The 18081-nt window shown below is 58.5% G+C and carries 16 protein-coding genes and 2 tRNA genes; 3 read left to right on the top strand and 15 right to left on the bottom strand.

The features are described 5' to 3' along the window. Window positions 1–85 precede the first annotated feature (85 nt). Window positions 86–346, top strand: a complete 261-nt coding sequence (locus tag IV500_RS03550) for a cell division protein CrgA (protein ID WP_196395453.1) — start codon at window positions 86–88, stop codon at window positions 344–346. On the opposite strand, the gene IV500_RS03545 is transcribed toward IV500_RS03550, so the two are convergent. Next, window positions 343–786 carry a hypothetical protein gene (locus IV500_RS03545; RefSeq protein WP_196395452.1) on the bottom strand — a complete coding sequence of 148 codons (444 nt, stop codon included), beginning with the start codon at window positions 784–786 and terminating at the stop codon, window positions 343–345. The genes IV500_RS03550 and IV500_RS03545 overlap by 4 nt on opposite strands. 667 nt (window positions 787–1453) lie before the next feature. Here IV500_RS03545 and IV500_RS03540 point away from each other — a divergent pair. Beyond that, window positions 1454–2005, top strand: a complete 552-nt coding sequence (locus IV500_RS03540) for a flavin reductase family protein (RefSeq protein WP_196395451.1) — start codon at window positions 1454–1456, stop codon at window positions 2003–2005. A 20-nt stretch (window positions 2006–2025) separates the two neighbouring features. Here the strand turns inward: IV500_RS03540 and IV500_RS03535 are convergent, their stop codons facing one another. Beyond that, complete coding sequence (locus IV500_RS03535) at window positions 2026–2895, bottom strand: rhomboid family intramembrane serine protease (protein ID WP_196395450.1); 870 nt, start codon at window positions 2893–2895, stop codon at window positions 2026–2028. Between the two features lie 59 nt (window positions 2896–2954). Further along, complete coding sequence (locus IV500_RS03530) at window positions 2955–3485, bottom strand: peptidylprolyl isomerase (RefSeq protein WP_196395449.1); 531 nt, start codon at window positions 3483–3485, stop codon at window positions 2955–2957. A gap of 158 nt (window positions 3486–3643) precedes the next feature. Between IV500_RS03530 and IV500_RS03525 the strand changes: the two genes are divergently transcribed. Further along, entirely contained in the window at window positions 3644–4651 is a 1008-nt protein-coding gene (locus tag IV500_RS03525) for a hypothetical protein (protein WP_230854426.1), read from the top strand. 213 nt (window positions 4652–4864) lie between these two features. Here the strand turns inward: IV500_RS03525 and IV500_RS03520 are convergent, their stop codons facing one another. From IV500_RS03520 to dnaA, 12 genes are all read right to left on the bottom strand, one after another. Then, complete coding sequence (locus IV500_RS03520) at window positions 4865–5749, bottom strand: DMT family transporter (protein WP_196395448.1); 885 nt, start codon at window positions 5747–5749, stop codon at window positions 4865–4867. A gap of 85 nt (window positions 5750–5834) precedes the next feature. Further along, a tRNA-Ala gene (locus tag IV500_RS03515) sits at window positions 5835–5910 on the bottom strand. Window positions 5911–5940: 30 nt separating this feature from the next. Then, window positions 5941–6057 (bottom strand): DLW-39 family protein, encoded by a 117-nt coding sequence (locus IV500_RS21295; RefSeq protein ID WP_312875814.1) that lies wholly within the window; start codon window positions 6055–6057, stop codon window positions 5941–5943. Window positions 6058–6083: 26 nt separating this feature from the next. After that, window positions 6084–6157, bottom strand: a tRNA-Ile gene (locus IV500_RS03510). Between the two features lie 98 nt (window positions 6158–6255). Further along, window positions 6256–6768 (bottom strand): DUF3566 domain-containing protein, encoded by a 513-nt coding sequence (locus IV500_RS03505; RefSeq protein WP_196395447.1) that lies wholly within the window; start codon window positions 6766–6768, stop codon window positions 6256–6258. Further along, window positions 6765–9449 carry a DNA gyrase subunit A gene (gene gyrA / locus IV500_RS03500; protein ID WP_196395446.1) on the bottom strand — a complete coding sequence of 895 codons (2685 nt, stop codon included), beginning with the start codon at window positions 9447–9449 and terminating at the stop codon, window positions 6765–6767. The genes IV500_RS03505 and gyrA overlap by 4 nt, the downstream gene beginning before the upstream one ends. Window positions 9450–9515: 66 nt before the next feature. Continuing rightward, the gene (gyrB, locus tag IV500_RS03495) at window positions 9516–11516 is read right to left on the bottom strand and encodes a DNA topoisomerase (ATP-hydrolyzing) subunit B (RefSeq protein ID WP_196395550.1); all 2001 of its coding nucleotides are present in this window, start codon (window positions 11514–11516) and stop codon (window positions 9516–9518) included. 482 nt (window positions 11517–11998) lie between these two features. Then, window positions 11999–12535, bottom strand: coding sequence for a DciA family protein (locus IV500_RS03490; protein ID WP_196395445.1), 537 nt, complete (start codon window positions 12533–12535; stop codon window positions 11999–12001). After that, entirely contained in the window at window positions 12525–13763 is a 1239-nt protein-coding gene (gene recF / locus IV500_RS03485; RefSeq protein ID WP_196395444.1) for a DNA replication/repair protein RecF, read from the bottom strand. The genes IV500_RS03490 and recF overlap by 11 nt, the downstream gene beginning before the upstream one ends. A gap of 21 nt (window positions 13764–13784) precedes the next feature. Further along, a complete protein-coding gene (gene gnd, locus IV500_RS03480) occupies window positions 13785–14681 on the bottom strand; it encodes a phosphogluconate dehydrogenase (NAD(+)-dependent, decarboxylating) (RefSeq protein ID WP_196395443.1) in 897 nt (298 codons plus the stop codon). Between the two features lie 83 nt (window positions 14682–14764). After that, window positions 14765–15889 carry a DNA polymerase III subunit beta gene (dnaN, locus tag IV500_RS03475; RefSeq protein ID WP_196395442.1) on the bottom strand — a complete coding sequence of 375 codons (1125 nt, stop codon included), beginning with the start codon at window positions 15887–15889 and terminating at the stop codon, window positions 14765–14767. Window positions 15890–16327: 438 nt separating this feature from the next. Beyond that, entirely contained in the window at window positions 16328–17734 is a 1407-nt protein-coding gene (gene dnaA, locus IV500_RS03470; RefSeq protein WP_196395441.1) for a chromosomal replication initiator protein DnaA, read from the bottom strand. Between the last annotated feature and the right edge of the window lie 347 nt (window positions 17735–18081).

Raw genomic sequence — 18081 nt, 5'->3', positions numbered from 1 at the left:
ATATTCCCTTCAGGATACCAAGTGGCAGGACTGTCCCCATAACAGCGAGGGCGCGCCGCAGGTGTGAGCCCATCAAGGAGATCCTGTGCCCGAGTCCAAACCGCGCCGCCAGCCACGTCGTAGCAATCAGGAGCAGGACAGTGCCAAAGCCAAAGCCGCTGGGCCCAATCCGGTCTGGTACAAACCGGTCATGTTCGGGTTGATGCTGATCGGCCTGTTCTGGATCATTACGTTCTATATCAGCAGCGGCGCGTTCCCACTGCCGAGCGTGGGAAACGGAAATATCCTGATTGGATTCGTTATTGCGATTGTGGGCTTTTTGATGACGACACGCTGGCGGTCCTAGGTCTCCTTGTCCTTGGGCTTGACCGTTCCACCGCTGCCGTAGTCACCCTTGGCATATTGCCCGGCGCCGTGTTCACCGCTGCGCGGCGCTACGTTTCCGGCACTGCCGTAGTCGGCTTCGGTAAACCGGCCTGTCTGCGTTTCTTCGCCCTGCCCGGTTTTCCGCGCGCTTTCACTCCCGGCCTTCCCATATTCACCTTCTATATATTGGCCCTCGCCCGCTCCGCGGCGATGTCCGGCCTCGCGGCCTGCCTTGCCGTAGGAGCCCTCGACGTAGCGGCCCCTGTCCTCATCATCCTCCGCTGGCCCCTCCCCGCGCTCCTGGCCTGCAGCACTGTCGGGCAGCACCTCCCCACGGTCTTGGACGTCATCCCCACGCCCGGCAGTGGCAGGGCCAACAGAGGGAACCTCCGGTTTTTCAATCCTGCTGTTCTCGGTCATCGTTTTGCCTTTCCCGCGTATCTTGAATTGTCTTGGTCTTCGAATTCCAATTCTATGGACCGCAGACTCTCAGCAACAGTGGGCACCTGCTGTCCGCCGCTGCTGCTGAGCGAAAGCACCCGCACTGACTTACCTGACGGCAGACGGCAGACGGCAGACGACCGACGGCAGGTGACCCACGGCGCACGACGGGACTGCGCACGCCACACGGCGCACGGCGCACGACGGGACTGCGCACGCCACTACGCTCGCACGCAAGGCAGGCCGACCAACTGAGCGAAGCAAGGTGCTCCAGGTATTTTTGCCGGACTGGTCCTCCTTTGACAGGGAAGAGCTGCAGAAATCCGGGTTATGCACAGCACGCTGCCAAAGACCTGCGGTTTTCGAATACTCCGTTACCGAGGCATTATCCCCAGCATGTTGACATGCTTATCCACAGCGGTGGACAAGTTCCGCCACGCCGGGTGGGAAATTCTGCGTTGGTCCGGCCCAAGGCGCCCTCCACAGCTGTGAATCACATGTGTGTAAGTTATACCCATTGTGGATATCGTTGTGGATAAGTGGATAACCCATGCGATCCCGGGATTCGAACTACACGCGTGTAACTTGTACCCAGCTGTGGACAGCCCTGTGGATAACTTTCGCGGGGACATGACAGGATCAGGTTATGGAAAATACCACCGGCTTACCCGGTCACGTTCTGGCCCGCCCCGTACCGACCGCGGACGATGTTTCGCTCTACCGCGGATACAGCGCTGACATTGCTGCCGGCGTCGCTGTCATCAGCACGCTGCTGCGGGGGCGGGACTACGCCGCAACGGTGAGCGGGTTCCTCTCCGTCTCCTACGATCCACCGACCATGCTCGTGAGCCTGTACGCAGAATCCCGCATCGCGGAAGCGGTCACAGCGTCGGGCACATGGGCTCTGAGCGTGCTGGGCAGCAGGCACCGGAGTACGGCGGATTGGCTCGCGAGTCCGGGGACTCCCGTGGAGGGCCTGCTGGCACAGATACCCTTCCGTCGCGGCGCCGAAAGCGGTGCCGCCGTCATCGACGGATCGCTGGCCTACTTTGAATTACGCAGCACAGCAGTGCACGCTGCCGCCACGCACATCCTGGTGGTAGGGGAGGTGCTGTCCATGGGCACTCTCATGGCCGGGGTGGAAGGGATGGATCCACTGGTCCACTTTGGTTCCGCTTACCACCGCCTGCAGAACTGACGGCAGCGTGGCGTTGGCTCTTAGAGCTGGTACTGGATCATCAGGTTGTGGATTGCGTTCATTCTGGTGACTGTCAGCACAATGAGCACCAGCACCAGTAGCCCTAAACCACCGAACTGGATCAGATTCCGCCGTGGGCCTTTGGGCGCGTGGGCGAACAGGGCCGCGGCAAGGCCGCCGACAATCAGGCCGCCCAAGTGTGCCTGCCAGGCGATACCGGGGACAATAAACCCCAGGGCTGCATTAATAATGATCAGGACGACGATCTGCCGCACGTCCCCGCCGCGTTGGCGTTGGATCACGAATAGTGCACCGAAGAGACCGAAAATGGCGCCGGAGGCGCCTAATACGGGTCCGCCAATCGGGGCCAGCAGCAGCACCCCCACCGACCCGGCCAAGGCCGAGACAAGATACAGGGCCACAAATCGCAGGCGCCCCAGCGCAGGCTCGAGCGCGTGGCCCAAAATCCACAGGGCATACATATTAAACAAAATATGCGGCAGAAACTGTTGTGAGTGCAGAAAGGCCGAGGTCAGCATGCGCCAGGGCTGGGTCTGGGTATAAACGGGCGCGTACCAGAACGATTGTTCAACGTTCAGTCCGGGCAGCCATTCGAGCAAATAGACCAATACGCACAGTGCAATAATCACGTAAGTGGCCAGCGGCCGGCCTGGGCGGACCTTCCCGCCGTAGACGGTGCGGTTAACGGGCGCCGTGCGCGCGGCCACCTGGACACAGTCAACGCACTGAACCCCGACGGCGGCACTGCGCTGACATTGCGGGCACACCGGACGCCCGCACCGCTGACAAAGCACGTACGAAACGCGGTCAGGATGCCGAGGACAAAAGGGAGCCGCCGAAGTGCCGGCCGCCGGGATTGGGTACGTCATCTCTTCATTCCTGGCCTCCCACGACTTCATCCGGTCGTGGGAGACCTTCGGGACTATGGCTAGAGTTGCTCGACGGTAATGCTCTTAATGACAACATCTTCACGCGGCTTGTCCCCGGGACCTGTGGAGACGCCCTCAATGGCATCGACAACAGCCTTGGAGTCAGCATCTACAACGTCACCAAAAATGGTGTGTTTGCCCTGGAGCCACCCGGTGGGGATGGTGGTGATGAAGAACTGTGACCCGTTGGTGCCCGGCCCGGCATTCGCCATCGCCAGCTTGTACGGCTCGTTGAAGTTCAGGTCCGGGTGAATCTCGTCGCCGAACTGGTAGCCGGGGCCGCCCGTTCCGCGTCCCAGGGGATCCCCGGCCTGGATCATGAAATCCTTGATGATGCGGTGAAAAATGGTTCCGTCGTAGAGCGGAGCATTACTGTCAGCACCGGTTGCGGGGTGCTTCCAGGTGATCTCCCCAGTGGCCAGGCCGACAAAGTTCTTGACGGTCTTCGGCGCATGGTTTCCAAAGAGATTAACCAGGATGTCACCGTGATTGGTATGTATGGTCGCTTTTGCGGTTGGAATAGCAGTCATGGCGCAATTCTGCCACGTCGAAGCGGCTGAAGACCGGGCATTAGCCGGTGTTCAGCGTTCAGTGAACCTCTGACGAAGAACTATTCCGCGGCGAATAGCCGGAACCCGCCAATCCACGTAGGCTGAATAACAACGTAGGCTGAACATGGAACTGTCAAATGATCCGGGAGGTAGTTGTGAAGAAAGCGGACCGTATTACCCACGATCTGGAGGACACGCTGAGCAAGGGCGTGGGAACTGCCCGCGATTGGGCAGCTCCTCAGGTGGATGCCGCCCTGAAGTGGGCCGTTCCCAGGCTGGAGAAGGGCTTTGAAAGTGCTGCTCCCATGGTCCAGGACGGTTTACGAAAGGCCGCCAACCTCACTGCAGAAGGCGTAGCGAACGTTACGCCGCGGATTCAGAGTGGCCTGGACAAGCTCGCCCCAAAGATTTCCAACGCTGTTGACGGAGCCACACCACGGCTGCAGGGAGCCTTGGATAAAGCGGCACCGGCAATCTCCACAGCCAAGGACCGAGTGGTCGGCGATTACCTGCCAATGTTGTCCGGCAAGCTCGGTGACGCGGCGCAGGCCGTAGGAAAGGCGTTGGAGAACGCCAAGACACCGGAACAGGTCAATGTTGTTGTCGCCAAGCTCACCGGCGATAAAAAAACGATTGCCAAGGCGCAGAAGGCCGCGGCCAAGGCGTCCAAGGACGCCGCTGCACAACTGAGCCGTCAGCGCAAGAGCGGTAATAAGGGTTGGCTGATCGTCGGCGTAGTTGCTGCCGCTGTTGCTGCCGGTGCTGCCGCTTGGAAGGCTTCGCGCCCGGTGGAGGATCCGTGGAAAACGCCGGCACCGGTGGGACCCTCCCAGCAGTCCGCCGTGCCCGATTCTGCCCCGGCGGACACGGCAGCGGGCAAGGCAGCCGAAATCAAGGACGACGCGACAGACAAGATCAGTGACGTTGCGGCAGCCGCCAAGGACAAAGCGGATGATATTAGAACCGCTGCGGTGGATGCAAAGGACAAAGCCGGCAAAAAGACCGACGACGCCGCCCACGACGCCGTCAAGACCGCCGATGACGCCCCGGCAGCCAGCAAGCACGTCGCCAAGGATGCGAAGACGGCACTGAACAACATCGCGTCCAAGATTGAAAACACCGGGGATAAGCCAACCGATCAGTAAATTACCCGGCAGTAAAACCTGAAGCTGGAGGGGCCCACAGCGGGCCCCTCCAGTTTTTTGGTCTGCGCTGCTTTTTTGCTCCGCTGCTCATCGTCGTCGACAATAAGTGCACCGGGAATTACGGTCCGCACCGGACAACCTCGGACAAGCCGGGACAGTTCGAGGCGGCTTCATTACCTGGTCCCACCCGGTGGGCAGGTCCGGATGGACGCGCTACTGAGCCAGCGGGACAACTGCCTTCGCACCGGGGCGCCCTTGCCCGCGAACCACTACTGCCAGCCCCGCCAGAATCATCCCCAGACCCAGGTACGTACCACCGGGAAGTTTCTCGCCCAGGAAAACCGCCGCCAGTGCGGCGGCACCGGGTATTTCCAGCAGAATGATCATCGAGACGACGAGTGGGCTGATAGTTGCGAGCAGATGGTTAAATACCGTGTGACCCATAATTTGGGCCACCACAGTCACTGCAAGGATCCCTAACCAGGCAGCAGGGGAAAATCCGCCAAACGGCTCTCTAAAGGCCACGCACATGAGCGCCAGCAGTACAGCACTGCCTCCGTAGCAGAGCGTGGTATACGTCCCGGTGGACATACTGCGCCGTGCCTGGCCGCCTGCGATCGTGTACAGGCCGGCAAGTGCACCTCCTGCCAGTGCCAATGCGTCCCCGGCAATGGCCTCCGGGGAGGTGGCCAGGTCAAATCCGGAAATGACAATCACCCCGGCAAGTGCCGCTAAAAGACCGACCAGCACAGCCGGGACCGGGCGATGGCCGCGGAAGCGTTGGAACAACGCAATCCAGGCCGCCTGCAGGCAGACCAGGGCCGTGGCGGCCGCCACACTGGTCAACTTCAGGGCGGATATGAAGCAGGCAAAGTGCAGCGCCAGCGCCAGGGCTGCCATAGCTGACCACTTGTACTCCACCGGACCCAGTTGGCGAAACCGTTTCCCCTGGGTTGCCAGTGCCGGTGCCCCCATAATGAGCGCGCCAAGAGCATTCCGCCAGAAAGCAATCGCCAAGGCGGGCGCAGCCGTAGCTGCCATAATGGGGCCGGAGGCGGAAATCCCTATCACGCCGAGTGCCGCCAGGAAAAAGTTCACTGTCCTAACCCCTATGTCCTGCGTCGGATCGAAACGGCATAAATAAAGCGTCCCGACCAGCTGATGCTGGTCGGGACGCTTCCTATGGTGGAGGCACGGGGACTCGAACCCCGAACCCCCTGCTTGCAAAGCAGGTGCGCTACCAATTGCGCCATGCCCCCATAGTGTACTGCCCACAACGCCAGGAACAGCTAGACCTTATCCGTCCCGCTGTGCCAGGTTTTCTTTTGTTCTTCGGATTCCTGCCACTTCCTTCGAAGCACCAGAACACTTGCTACAACCGCTCCGATAACCAGCAGCTTTTTCACAAGTACCTCCTTTGGGGCAGGTTCCGTGGGCGCACCAGGACTTGAACCTGGGACCTCTTCGTTATCAGCGAAGCGCTCTAACCGCCTGAGCTATGCGCCCTTTCAACCCTTAGCGGGTCGAAATAAAACTTTACAGTACCAACACGTTCTGCCCAAATCGGTCGGTTCAGCGCTACCGCCGAACCGACCGAGCGGAGGTTAATCGTCTGTGAGTGTCAAGGAGATGCCACCGACCAGCGTCGCCGAGATGTTGTACAGCACCGCAGCGAGCACGGACAATGCCGTCAGCAGTACAACATTGATCACAGCGATGATGGTGGCGAAGGACGCAACCTGACCCAGCGACGCAACCTTCTTCAAATCGAACCCACCGCCTTCGCTGCCCTGTATGTCGCTCATGAGCGAGTTGACTCTTTCGAAGACTCCCGTGAAGTCCAGGACTGTCCACAGCACTATTGAGGCCACAACCGTGACGATTCCCAGTGCGACGGACAGCAGGAAAGCCATTTTCAGCACTGACCACGGATCAATCTTGCTGACCAGCAGCCGCGCCCGGCGGGCCTTGGCCTTCGGCGCGGGCTTGACCAGTGCGGGCCTGCTGTTCGCGGGCCGTTGAGTGGTGGAAGCCGTGCCGGGGCGCTGCGGCGGACGCGCCGGTGCACTCACCCGTGGGCCCGCTGACGGCCTGGGGTTTGAGTTACTCGTGCTCAATCGGTACCTCCACTGCTAGCGTTATCGTCAGTTAACGGTACTTCATCCGTGTGATGATCACGGCTTTGTGCACTCTCCCCAACGTCTGCTGCACCGTCGGCAGCAGTTTCCGGACCGCCGTCGACCGTCAGTGCACCATCGGACCCTGCCTGCAGATCCTCTTCCAGCTCCTCGGCTTCGAGGCCGCGCTCACTGTTGCGCGCCACTTCAATGATGCGATCATTCTTGTCCGGCTTAGCGAAGACCACGCCCATGGTATCCCGGCCTTTAGCCGGCACTTCACTGACGTTGGAACGGACTACTTTTCCGCCGCTCATCACGACCAGTACCTCATCGTCCTCCTGGACGATCAAAGCCCCCACCAGATCCCCGCGGTCCTCCGCCAGTTTGGCAACCTTAATTCCCAGTCCGCCCCGGCCCTGTAGCCGGTACTCACTGACGGCCGTGCGTTTGGCATAGCCGCCTTCGGTCACGATGAAGACAAACGAATCCTCAGTCACTACGTTCGCTGCCAGCAGCTCATCGCTGTCGCGGAACTTCATCCCCGTCACACCCGAGGTCGCCCTCCCCATCGGCCGTAAGGCCTCGTCGGTGGCTGTAAAACGGATGGACTGCCCCTTGCGTGAAACAAGCTGAAGATCATCGGTTTCAGATACCAGCTGGGCGGACACCAGCTCATCCCCATCGCGCAGGTTGATCGCGATGACTCCGGCGGAGCGGTTGGTGTCATAATCCTCCAGCCGGGTCTTCTTCACCAGACCGGCTTTGGTGGCCAGCACCAGATACGGTGACTGCTGGTAGTCACGAAGATCCAAAACCTGGGCAATCGTTTCATCCGGCTGGAAGGCCAGGAGATTCGCTACGTGCTGGCCCTTGGCATCGCGTCCTGCCTCTACGAGTTCGTAGGCCTTGGCACGATACACACGCCCAAGGTTGGTGAAAAACAGCAGCCAGTGGTGTGTGGTTGTGACGAAGAAATGCTCCACTACATCGTCGCCACGCAGTTGAGCACCCTTGATACCCTTGCCGCCGCGATGCTGGGACCGGTAGTTATCGCTGCGCGTGCGCTTGACATACCCGCCGTGGGTGATCGTCACCACCATCTCTTCCTCGGGGATGAGGTCTTCCATGCTCATATTCGGGTCATAACCGAGCATGATGTGCGTGCGGCGGTCATCGCCGTACTTGTCCGCAATGTCCTGCAGTTCGGTGCTGACAATGCCGCGCTGTACATCCTCGGAGGCGAGGATGCGGTTATATTCAACAATCTCAGCCTCGAGCTTGTCGTGATCCTCCTGGATCTTCTGCCGTTCCAGGGCAGCCAGTCTGCGCAACTGCATGTTGAGGATGGCCTGCGCCTGAACTTCATCGATCTCAAGCAGGCCCATTAGTCCGTTACGTGCGTCCTCGACGGTCTGCGAACGGCGGATCAGGGCTATGACTTCGTCGAGAGCGTCAAGGGCCTTCAGATAGCCGCGTAAAATGTGCGCTGCTTCCTCTGCCTTGCGCAACCGGTAGCGGGTGCGCCTTGCAATGACGTCCATTTGGTGGGTCACCCAATGCCTGATGAACGCGTCCAGACTCAGCGTGCGCGGCACGCCGTCGACAATGGCGAGCATATTGGCACCGAAGTTATCCTGCAGCTGGGTGTGCTTATACAGGTTATTGAGCACAACCTTGGCGACGGCGTCGCGCTTAAGCACGACGACGAGGCGCTGTCCGGTGCGTCCGGAGGTTTCATCCCGAAGATCGGCAATGCCCGATATCTTGCCGTCCTTGACGAGCTCAGCGATCTTAATCGCCAGATTATCCGGGTTTGCCTGGAACGGCAGCTCGGTAACGACCAGGCAGGTCCGGCCCTGGATCTCCTCGACATTGACGACGGCGCGCATGGTGATGGAGCCGCGCCCGGTCCGGTAGGCATCTTCGATGCCCTGATGGCCCAGAATCTGGGCTCCGGTAGGAAAGTCCGGCCCCTTGATCCGGAGGATCAACGCTTCAAGCAGCTCTTCCCGGCTTGCACCCGGATTGGCCAGATACCACTGCACTCCGTCGGCAACTTCCCGCAGATTATGCGGCGGAATATTAGTGGCCATACCGACGGCGATGCCGGAGGACCCATTGACCAGCAGGTTCGGGAACCGGGCCGGCAGAATCATCGGCTCCTGGTTCTTGCCGTCATAATTATCCTGGAAATCGACGGTTTCCTCGTCGATGTCACGGACCATTTCCATCGCGAGCGGAGCCATCTTGGTCTCCGTGTACCGTGGTGCGGCGGCGCCGTCGTTGCCCGGCGAGCCAAAGTTCCCCTGGCCAAGAGCCAGCGGGTACCGCATCGTCCAATCCTGGATCAACCGGACCAGTGCATCATAGATGGACATGTCACCGTGCGGATGGTACTGACCCATCACCTCGCCAACCACGCGGGCGCACTTGTTGAACGAGCGTTCGGGCCGGTAGCCGCCGTCGAACATGGCGTAGATGACCCGCCGGTGCACCGGCTTCAGTCCATCCCGAACATCGGGCAGGGCCCGGCCGACAATGACCGCCATGGCGTAATCCAGGTAGGAGCGCTGCATCTCGGTCTGCAGGTCCACCTGCTCCACCCGGTCCGTCAGGACGGCTCCTTCAATGATTTCGTCCGCGCCCACAGGAACCTCGGGGGTTTCGTCGTCACTCATAGTTCAAGCATTCCGTTCCAGAAATATGTCGGATCAGTAATATGTTTGAGGTGTACCGTTGCGGCGCTAAATATCAAGAAAGCGGACGTCCTTGGCATTTTGTTGAATGAAATTCCGCCTGGACTCCACGTCTTCACCCATCAGCACGGAAAAGACCTGATCCGCGGCCGCAGCATCCTCCATGGTCACCTGCAGCAGCGTGCGATGATCCGGATCCATAGTGGTATCCCACAGTTCCGTGTAATCCATCTCACCCAGGCCCTTATAACGCTGAATGCCGTTATCTTTGGGAATGCGGCGTCCGTTTGCCAGACCGTGCGCCATCACCGCATCGCGTTCCCTGTCGCTGTACACATAATCATGTGCTGCGTTAGTCCACTTGATCCGATACAACGGGGGCTGCGCCAGGTAGACATACCCGTTCTCAATGAGCGGTCGCATATAGCGAAACAACAACGTCAGCAGCAGAGTCGTGATGTGTTGGCCATCAACGTCGGCATCAGCCATCAGCACGATCTTGTGGTACCGGGCCTTGAGGACGTCAAAATCCTCCCCGATTCCAGCGCCAAAGGCCGTTATCATCGCCTGCACCTCGGCGTTGCCCAGCGCGCGGTCCAGCCGTGCCCGCTCAACGTTCAAAATCTTGCCCCGCAACGGCAGCACCGCCTGCGTGGTTGGATTGCGTCCGCGAACGGCGGAACCACCGGCGGAGTCTCCCTCGACAATATAAATTTCAGAAAGCGACGGATCCTTCGACTGGCAGTCCTTCAATTTTCCGGGCATTCCGCCGGATTCGAGCAAACCTTTACGTCGGGTGCTTTCACGGGCCTTCCGGGCAGCCAGCCGGGCCTGCGATGCCTGAATGGACTTACGGATCACATCCCGGGCGGGCCCGGGATTGCGTTCCAGCCAATCGCCCAGACCATCGGTGACTACCCGCTGGACAAAACCCTTAACCTCGGAATTTCCGAGTTTGGTCTTCGTTTGGCCCTCAAACTGTGGTTCGGCGAGTTTGACGGAAATGACCGCAGTCAGGCCCTCACGGATATCATCGCCGGTTAGGTTTTCATCTTTTTCTTTAATGATGTTTTTATCCCGGGCATACCTGTTGATCAGTGACGTCATGGCTGCACGGAAGCCCTCTTCGTGGGTGCCGCCCTCATGCGTGTTGATCGTATTGGCATATGTGTGGACACTTTCCGAATATGCCGTGGTCCACTGCAGTGCCAGCTCGACGGCCATCTTGCGGTTCGTATCTTCGGTTTCGAAAGCGATGACGTCCTCATGGATGACATCGACCTTCTTCGACGAATTCAGGTACTTCACATAGTCCAGAAGACCCTCGTTATACTGATAAACCACCTCGCGCGGACCGGCAGTTGCCTGGCTTCCGCTGCCGAGTGAATCCAAGTCAAGATCCTCGTCCTCGGAAACCGGGGCACTGGCCTGACGCTCGTCGGTAAGGGTGATCTTCAGACCCTTATTCAGGAAGGCCATCTGCTGGAATCGCGCGCGCAAGGTTTCAAAATCGAAAACGGTACTTTCAAAGATACTGGGATCGGCGTAAAAAGTCTGTATGGTCCCGGTGTCTTCCGTGGCCTCGCCCATCACCAGGCTGCCCTGCGGTTTGCCGCCGTCTACGAAAGTCATCCGCCACACGTGGCCTTGCCGCCGGACCTCGGTGTCGACGCGCGCGGAAAGCGCGTTTACGACGGAAATTCCCACGCCATGCAAACCACCGGACACCGCATAACCGCCACCACCGAATTTTCCGCCGGCGTGCAGTATGGTCATTACCACCTCGACCGTTGGCTTACCTTCGGTCGGATGGATGTCGACGGGGATGCCCCGGCCGTTATCCACTACCTTGACGCCGCCATCGGCCTGCAGAGATATTTCAATATGATCGCAGTAGCCGGCCAACGCCTCATCGACCGAATTATCCACCACTTCGTAAACCAGGTGATGAAGACCGCGGGGACCGGTGGAACCGATATACATACCTGGCCGCTTACGGACGGCCTCCAGGCCCTCCAGAACAGTGATGTCGCTGGCGCCATACTCCATCGGGTGTGCAGGAGTTCTATGGTGATTCGGTGACGCGGTTGCTTCTGCGACAGGAATCTCACCAGGTCCGTCCGCCGTGGTCTGCGTGTTTTTCACATGGTCCGGATTCTCCGGGTTATTGGTAGTCACAGGCGCGTTCGACCCCTCTATTCTTCGTTGGCAAGCACAGGCACATCAACAGTTGCAGGTATCGGAACGCCCACTGCGGGGGCAGTTCGGTTCCTGCAATTGACGCACCCCTAAGTCCGCCGTTTCATGTGGCACATGACCAACAGTCTCCGGTGTCCCCTTTTCATCTAATTCTACCTTGTCAGACACCCAAATCTGCCATGAATAGGCCCTGAGCGGCTAAAAATGCCGGACAGGAGCCAACTTCACCCATACCAATGAGGGGAGATACGCCCACCGGCGGTTTCGTCGCTCTGTCTGCGCCTCGCTGCACCCGCGTTCGAGCCCATCGTGATCGCACTCCACAACGATGTTTAGCCGTAAGTGTCCCTCGGGCCGCGGCCCTTGACCGTCCGGTAACCCTTTCGCCAATTCGGCGCGGCCGGGGCTAACACCTGAATCTTTGTCACGACGCCGGCACCCAGCTCGGTATCGAAGCGAGCCAGAAGCGACGAACTCAATAAACGCAGCTGAGTGGCCCAGCTGGTGGAATCACAACGAACCTGGAGCGTAGTTCCGGTAAAACTTTCCGGCTGGCAGTGACCGGAAATGTCCGCGCCCACTAGTGTGTTCCACTGAGCCATCACCGATCCTACGGCGACAGGCGAAGACCAGCCGCGTTCACTGACCAACCGGCTGACTACACTTCCCAGCCCCAGCGGATCACGGCCGGAATCTTTAACATCCAAAAAGGTTCGCCGTCTCGACTTTGGTTTCTCCGCGGGCCGTCGACCCGGCGCCAGTCTTATTTCCCCCCGCTGCGCCGCGGCCGCCCTCATCCGGTTCAATGCAGCTTGCGCAGCATCTACTTCGGTCGGCGTTTGGACCTGGTCTGAATCGTCAGCCTGCATCGAGCGCGAGACCTCCGGGTTTGACTCGGATGTGAGCCCCCGACAGCTCAGCGGGAATATCTTCATCCACCGCCGCCGTGACGAGGACTTGCTCCGCAGTGGAGACGATAGCGGCAAGCTTACTGCGTCGCTGGACATCCAATTCCGCAAAAACATCATCCAGAATCAGGATTGGTGTATTTCCTTCGATCTGAGCGTCGTCAAGGAGAACATAATACGAGGCAAGCCGCAAAGACAGGGCTATGGACCATGTTTCTCCGTGCGAGGCATATCCACGGGCCGGCGCCTGACCCAGCACGAGCTCGAGTTCGTCCCGATGGGGTCCCACCAGGGAAAGTCCGCGCTCGAGTTCCCGGCGGCGTGCCGCAACGAAACTGCACAAGTACCGTTCGGTGAGCTCAGGTATGGACATCGCCGCAAGTTCTTTCAGTTCCGTATCCTCAGATTCGTCCTTGCCCTGCTCTGTTTCGAAAGAATCTACAGAATACTCATCGGATTCGTCCTCCGTGGCCGTTACCAGACTTGACCGGTATTGCACGCTCAAGACCTTGGATCCATCCGTGAGCTGCTCATAAGCTGCGGCCAGATGTGGTTTGAGGCGTTCAAGCAATTCGAGCCGGGCCGCCAGCAGAGTGGCGCCGGCAACTGCCATGTGCTGGTCCCAGACTTCCAGCGTTGCCGTATGGGACTCGCTGATGCCGTTCCGGGAATACATTTGGCCGCGTGCCGATTTCAGCAGTGCATTTCGTTGCTTGAGGACCCGTTCATAATCACTGCGGGTAGCCGCGTGCCGCGGCAGCAGGGTAACAAGAAGTTCATCGAGGAAGCGCCGCCGGTTTCCCGGGTCTCCTTTAACTAATGCGAGATCCTCCGGAGCGAAAAGAACGGTTCTGCAAATCCCCAGAATGTCACGGGCCCGGACAGGATTGGCCCGGTTGATGCGGGCCCGGTTGGGCCGACCATGATTGATTTCGACTTCGAGGCCCACAGTCTGCGATCCACGCATCAATTTGGCCCGGACCAGCGCCCTGTCGCTGCCAAAACGCAGCAACGGCCCATCAGAACTTACCCGATGGGAACTTAGTGTGGAAAGGTATCCCACTGCTTCCACCAGGTTAGTTTTGCCGAGTCCGTTAGATCCCACAAAAACGGTTACACCCGGTTCCAACGACAGTTCAACTTGGGCATAACTACGAAAATCGGTAAGGGAAAGGTGCTGCAGATACACGCCGGGCTCGGGCTCCTGCCGTTAGGAAGATGCTGGTTTAGCAGGTTTTGTTGCATGCCCGCCAAATTGATTACGCAGTGCGGAGACCATCTTCATCGCGGGTGAATCATCCTGCCGGGATGCAAAACGGGCAAATAGCGCAGCAGTGATCGCCGGGGCAGGGACAGAACTGGCAACTGCCTCCTCCACCGTCCATCGACCTTCGCCCGAATCATCAACATAGCCGGCAATCCGGGTCAAGGCCGGATCTTCCTCCAACGCCTTAACCAGCAGATCCAGCAACCAGGACCGCACTACGGTACCCTTTTGCCAAGCGGCAAATGTTCCGGGAACATCCTTGATGATGTCCTTGGCCATCAATAATTCGTAGCCCTCAGCGTAGGCTTGCATGAGCCCGTATTCGATGCCATTGTGCACCATTTTTGCATAGTGCCCTGCCCCGATCTCTCCGACATGGACAAAACTCTCCGCCCGATCTCCTGCCGGACGCAAGGCATCAAAGAGCGGCATGGCAGCGTCGATATTTGACTTCTCTCCGCCGGCCATCAGGCCGTAGCCGTTAGCGAGACCCCAAACCCCTCCGGAAACTCCACAGTCGACAAACCCAATACCCTCTTCGGCCAGTAGGGCGCCGTGTTTTTGGTCTTCAGTGAAGCGGGAATTGCCACCGTCAATGATCAGGTCACCGGCATCCATGAGAGTCGCCAGTTCGCTGATGACGTCGTCGGTGATCTTTCCTGCCGGAACCATAACCCAGATGGTCCGCGGGGCCGGCAGCGCTTTAACGAGTTCAGCGAGGGAGGGAACATCCGTCAGCTCGGGATTGCGATCGTAACCTGTGACCTCCAGGCCGGCGTCGCGGAGACGCGCCCGCATATTGAAACCCATTTTTCCAAGACCGATGAGACCGAAATGCACGGTATTTCTCTTTTCTGGAGGTTGCTGTTTCTAAGATTCAAGGACCTGTGGGCCGTCCTTTTGCACAAACTTTTTAGGCCTGCCTACTGGCTGGGTAGACGCACAGGCATTACCAGATAACGGTAGTCGTCCTCGTTATTACCTTCAAGCTCCGCCTGTGCCGTCATCATGGCCGGTTTAGGTGCGGAGGTGAATGAGAACCTGACGAACTTACTGTCAAAAGCATTCAGGCCTTCACTGAGGTAATGCGGATTAAAGGCGACGGTTATTTCTTCTCCGACGAGGGCCGCTTCCAATGCTTCGGAGGCCTGGGCATCCTCACCGGTACCGGCATCAAGGTTGAGTTGACCGTCGGTGAAAGCCAGGCGTACTGGAGTGTTGCGTTCAGCGACCAAGGATACGCGTCGTACCGCTTCCGCAAGGGCACTGGTCTCCACCGAGGCATGGATCGGGGTGTTGTCCGGAAAGAGCGAACGGATTTTGGGGTAATCTCCATCGACCAGCAGCGAGGTGGTGCGTCGCCCACCGCTTTCAAAGCCAATGAGCTCGCTATTGGCGGACAATGCGATGTTCAAATCCCCCGACCCGCCAAGCGTTTTGGCGACTTCATTAAGTGTTTTTGCTTTGACGAGGGCGCTGGCTGAAAGCCCCGGTACGTTGGGCCGCCAATGTACTTCCCGAAGCGCCAGCCGGTAACGGTCTGTGGCGAGCAAAGTGATTAAGTCATCTTCTATTTCCATTTTCACACCGGTCAAAATGGGAAGGGTGTCATCCTTACTGGCAGCGATGATTACTTGAGAAACCGCCTGTGCGAAGGCATCTCCGGATACCGTGCCGCTGATGTCCGGCAGGGGAGGCAGTTCCGGGTAGTCAGCAACGGGCATCGTTGCCAGGTTGAACCTGCTGCTACGGCAACTGAGGATAACTTTTGACCCATCAGTCTGAATATCCACAGGGGCGGAGGGAAGACTGCGGCAGATGTCGGCAAGCAACCGTCCGGAAACCAGAATTGTTCCTTCCTCCGCTATGTCTGCGGGGATTTCCAACCTGGCTGAAATCTCGTAGTCGAAACTGGCCAGGCTTACTGTCCCGGCTTCGGCTTTGAGCAGCAGACCGGAAAGCACTGGCACAGGTGGGCGAGGGGACAGCGATCTGGCCGTCCAGCTCACGGCTTCTGCGAGGATATCCCGTTCGACTCGGAACTTCACGGAAGGGTGCCGCCTTTCAAGGGTGAAAATGATCGTCGGGAAATGGCGCCGAGCTGGCGGGGAGAAGTCTCTGACCGAACTACATGCTTCCCGATAGCTTAGCGCCTTGCCATACCGGGAATCACATCGTCCTTTGTACCGGTGCGGGAGGCCGGTGGGCGTGGGGGTGGAGCGAAAATGTTGTTTAGAAGAACAAGTTTTTTAGGATTCGTAGTGTTAATAACCCTTGTGGAAACTGTGGATAACTGGATCCTATGGCGGCATTCCGGTGAAGTTGGTTGTGCACAGAATGTGGACTCACAGGTGGCAGCGTGGTTCTGGCGGTGCACAACTTTCCTTGTGTTTTAGCGGATCCACAGGGCTTCGGGGAGTTGTACCCTGATCTACCCAAGTTATCCCCTAAGTTATCCACAGGTCTGTCCACAGGACCCGATTAGCTCATCCCTCACGCTGTTGTTGTTTGATCCTGTTAGTCAGCTCGGTGACCTGGTTATAGATCGCGCGACGCTCCGCCATGAGTTCACGGATTTTCCTGTCCGCGTGGATGACGGTGGTGTGGTCCCGGCCGCCGAGTTCCTGCCCGATTTTGGGAAGGGACATGTCGGTCAATTCGCGGCACAGGTACATGGCAATCTGCCGTGCCGTGACCAAAGTGCGTGTTCGGGATTTGCTGCAGAGCTCCTCCAGAGACAAATTGAAATAGGCAGCCGTTTGTCCCAGGATCGCGGTGGCGGTAATTTCCTGTGCACCCTCGTCTGTGATGAGATCCTTGAGCACGATTTCTGCCAGAGCAACATCCACCGGCTGGCGGTTCAGACTGGCGAAGGCGGTCACGCGGATGAGTGCACCTTCGAGTTCACGGATATTCGTGGAAATTTTTGAGGCAATGTATTCGAGGGCATCATCCGGAGCGGATAGCCCTTCACCGATGGCCTTCTTGCGTAAAATTGCTATCCGTGTTTCCAACTCGGGCGGTTGGACGTCTGTTAGGAGGCCCCATTCGAAGCGGGAGCGCATTCGTTCTTCAAAGCCCGAAAGCCGCTTGGGTGGCAGGTCTGAAGTTATAACGACCTGCTTGTTGTGGTTGTGCAGGGCGTTGAATGTGTGGAAGAACTCTTCCTGGGTGGCATCCTTGTTTGCAAGAAACTGGATGTCGTCGATGAGAAGGATGTCCACGTTGCGGTACAGCTGTTTAAAGCTGGCGCCCTCATCATCCCGGATCGAGTTGATGAAGTCATTGGTGAACTCCTCCGAGTTGACATACCGAACACGGATTCCCGTGTAGAGGCGCCGTGCATAGTGACCGATGGCATGCAGAAGGTGTGTTTTTCCCAAACCGGAATCCCCATAGATGAACAGCGGGTTGTATGCCTTAGCTGGTGCCTCGGCGACAGCGACGGCGGCAGCGTGGGCGAAGCGATTTGATTGGCCGATGACGAAGCTGTCGAAGACGTACTTTGGGTTAAGCCGGCCGAATTCCTGCGAAGTGCTCGGGAGGGTTGGGGCAGGTTTCATCTCGGGTTCGCGGCGAATGACGGCCGGTTCCTGGGGTACTTCTTCCTCCTGTACAGGCATCAGATCGGTATTGATGCTGAAAGCGCACAGAATGTCGGCGGAGAAGACCTCGCGCAGAGCATCATCAAGGGCCTTCTTAAGCTGCGTCTGAAGTACTTCGCGGGTGAGCTCGTTGGGCACAGCCACCAGGAGTGTAGTTCCGATCAGGCCCAGCGGCTGGGCGAGAAAAATAAATCCTCGTTGCCGTGGAGTGACATGGTCGTTCTGTTCCAGGACTCGAACGACACGGCGCCAGGAGCTCCCGACATCATTGATCTCGTCAGTGCTCATTCTTCAGCTCATTCACTTCCATGCTCGTCAGTACGCCTGCTCATTACATCCTCTTCGTCTTCGGGCCACCCGCTGCGGATTAGTCATCCACAGAGTTATTCACAGCCGGTGGATAACTAACTACTGGGCAAGCCTAGGGGATGAAAACGGTAGAAGATAGCAGGGAAAGACCTTGTGGATAAATGTCACAGCGAGGTACTGGAGGGGCAGCTTTTGGAGCTCTTTCACGGCCGGCGCTGCAGTCAGCCGGAGCGGTGGCGTGAATACCCGCCGCTGGCCGTTTGACTGCAGACCTCCCTATGACCTAACGTGGTGAAGTCCTTTGTGTCTACTATGTGCCGATTGGC

Source organism: Arthrobacter terrae (assembly GCF_015708085.1).
Lineage (GTDB): Bacteria > Actinomycetota > Actinomycetes > Actinomycetales > Micrococcaceae > Arthrobacter_M > Arthrobacter_M terrae.
Note: the sequence above shows the minus strand (reverse complement) of the source record. Positions and strands in the feature narration are given on the sequence as shown.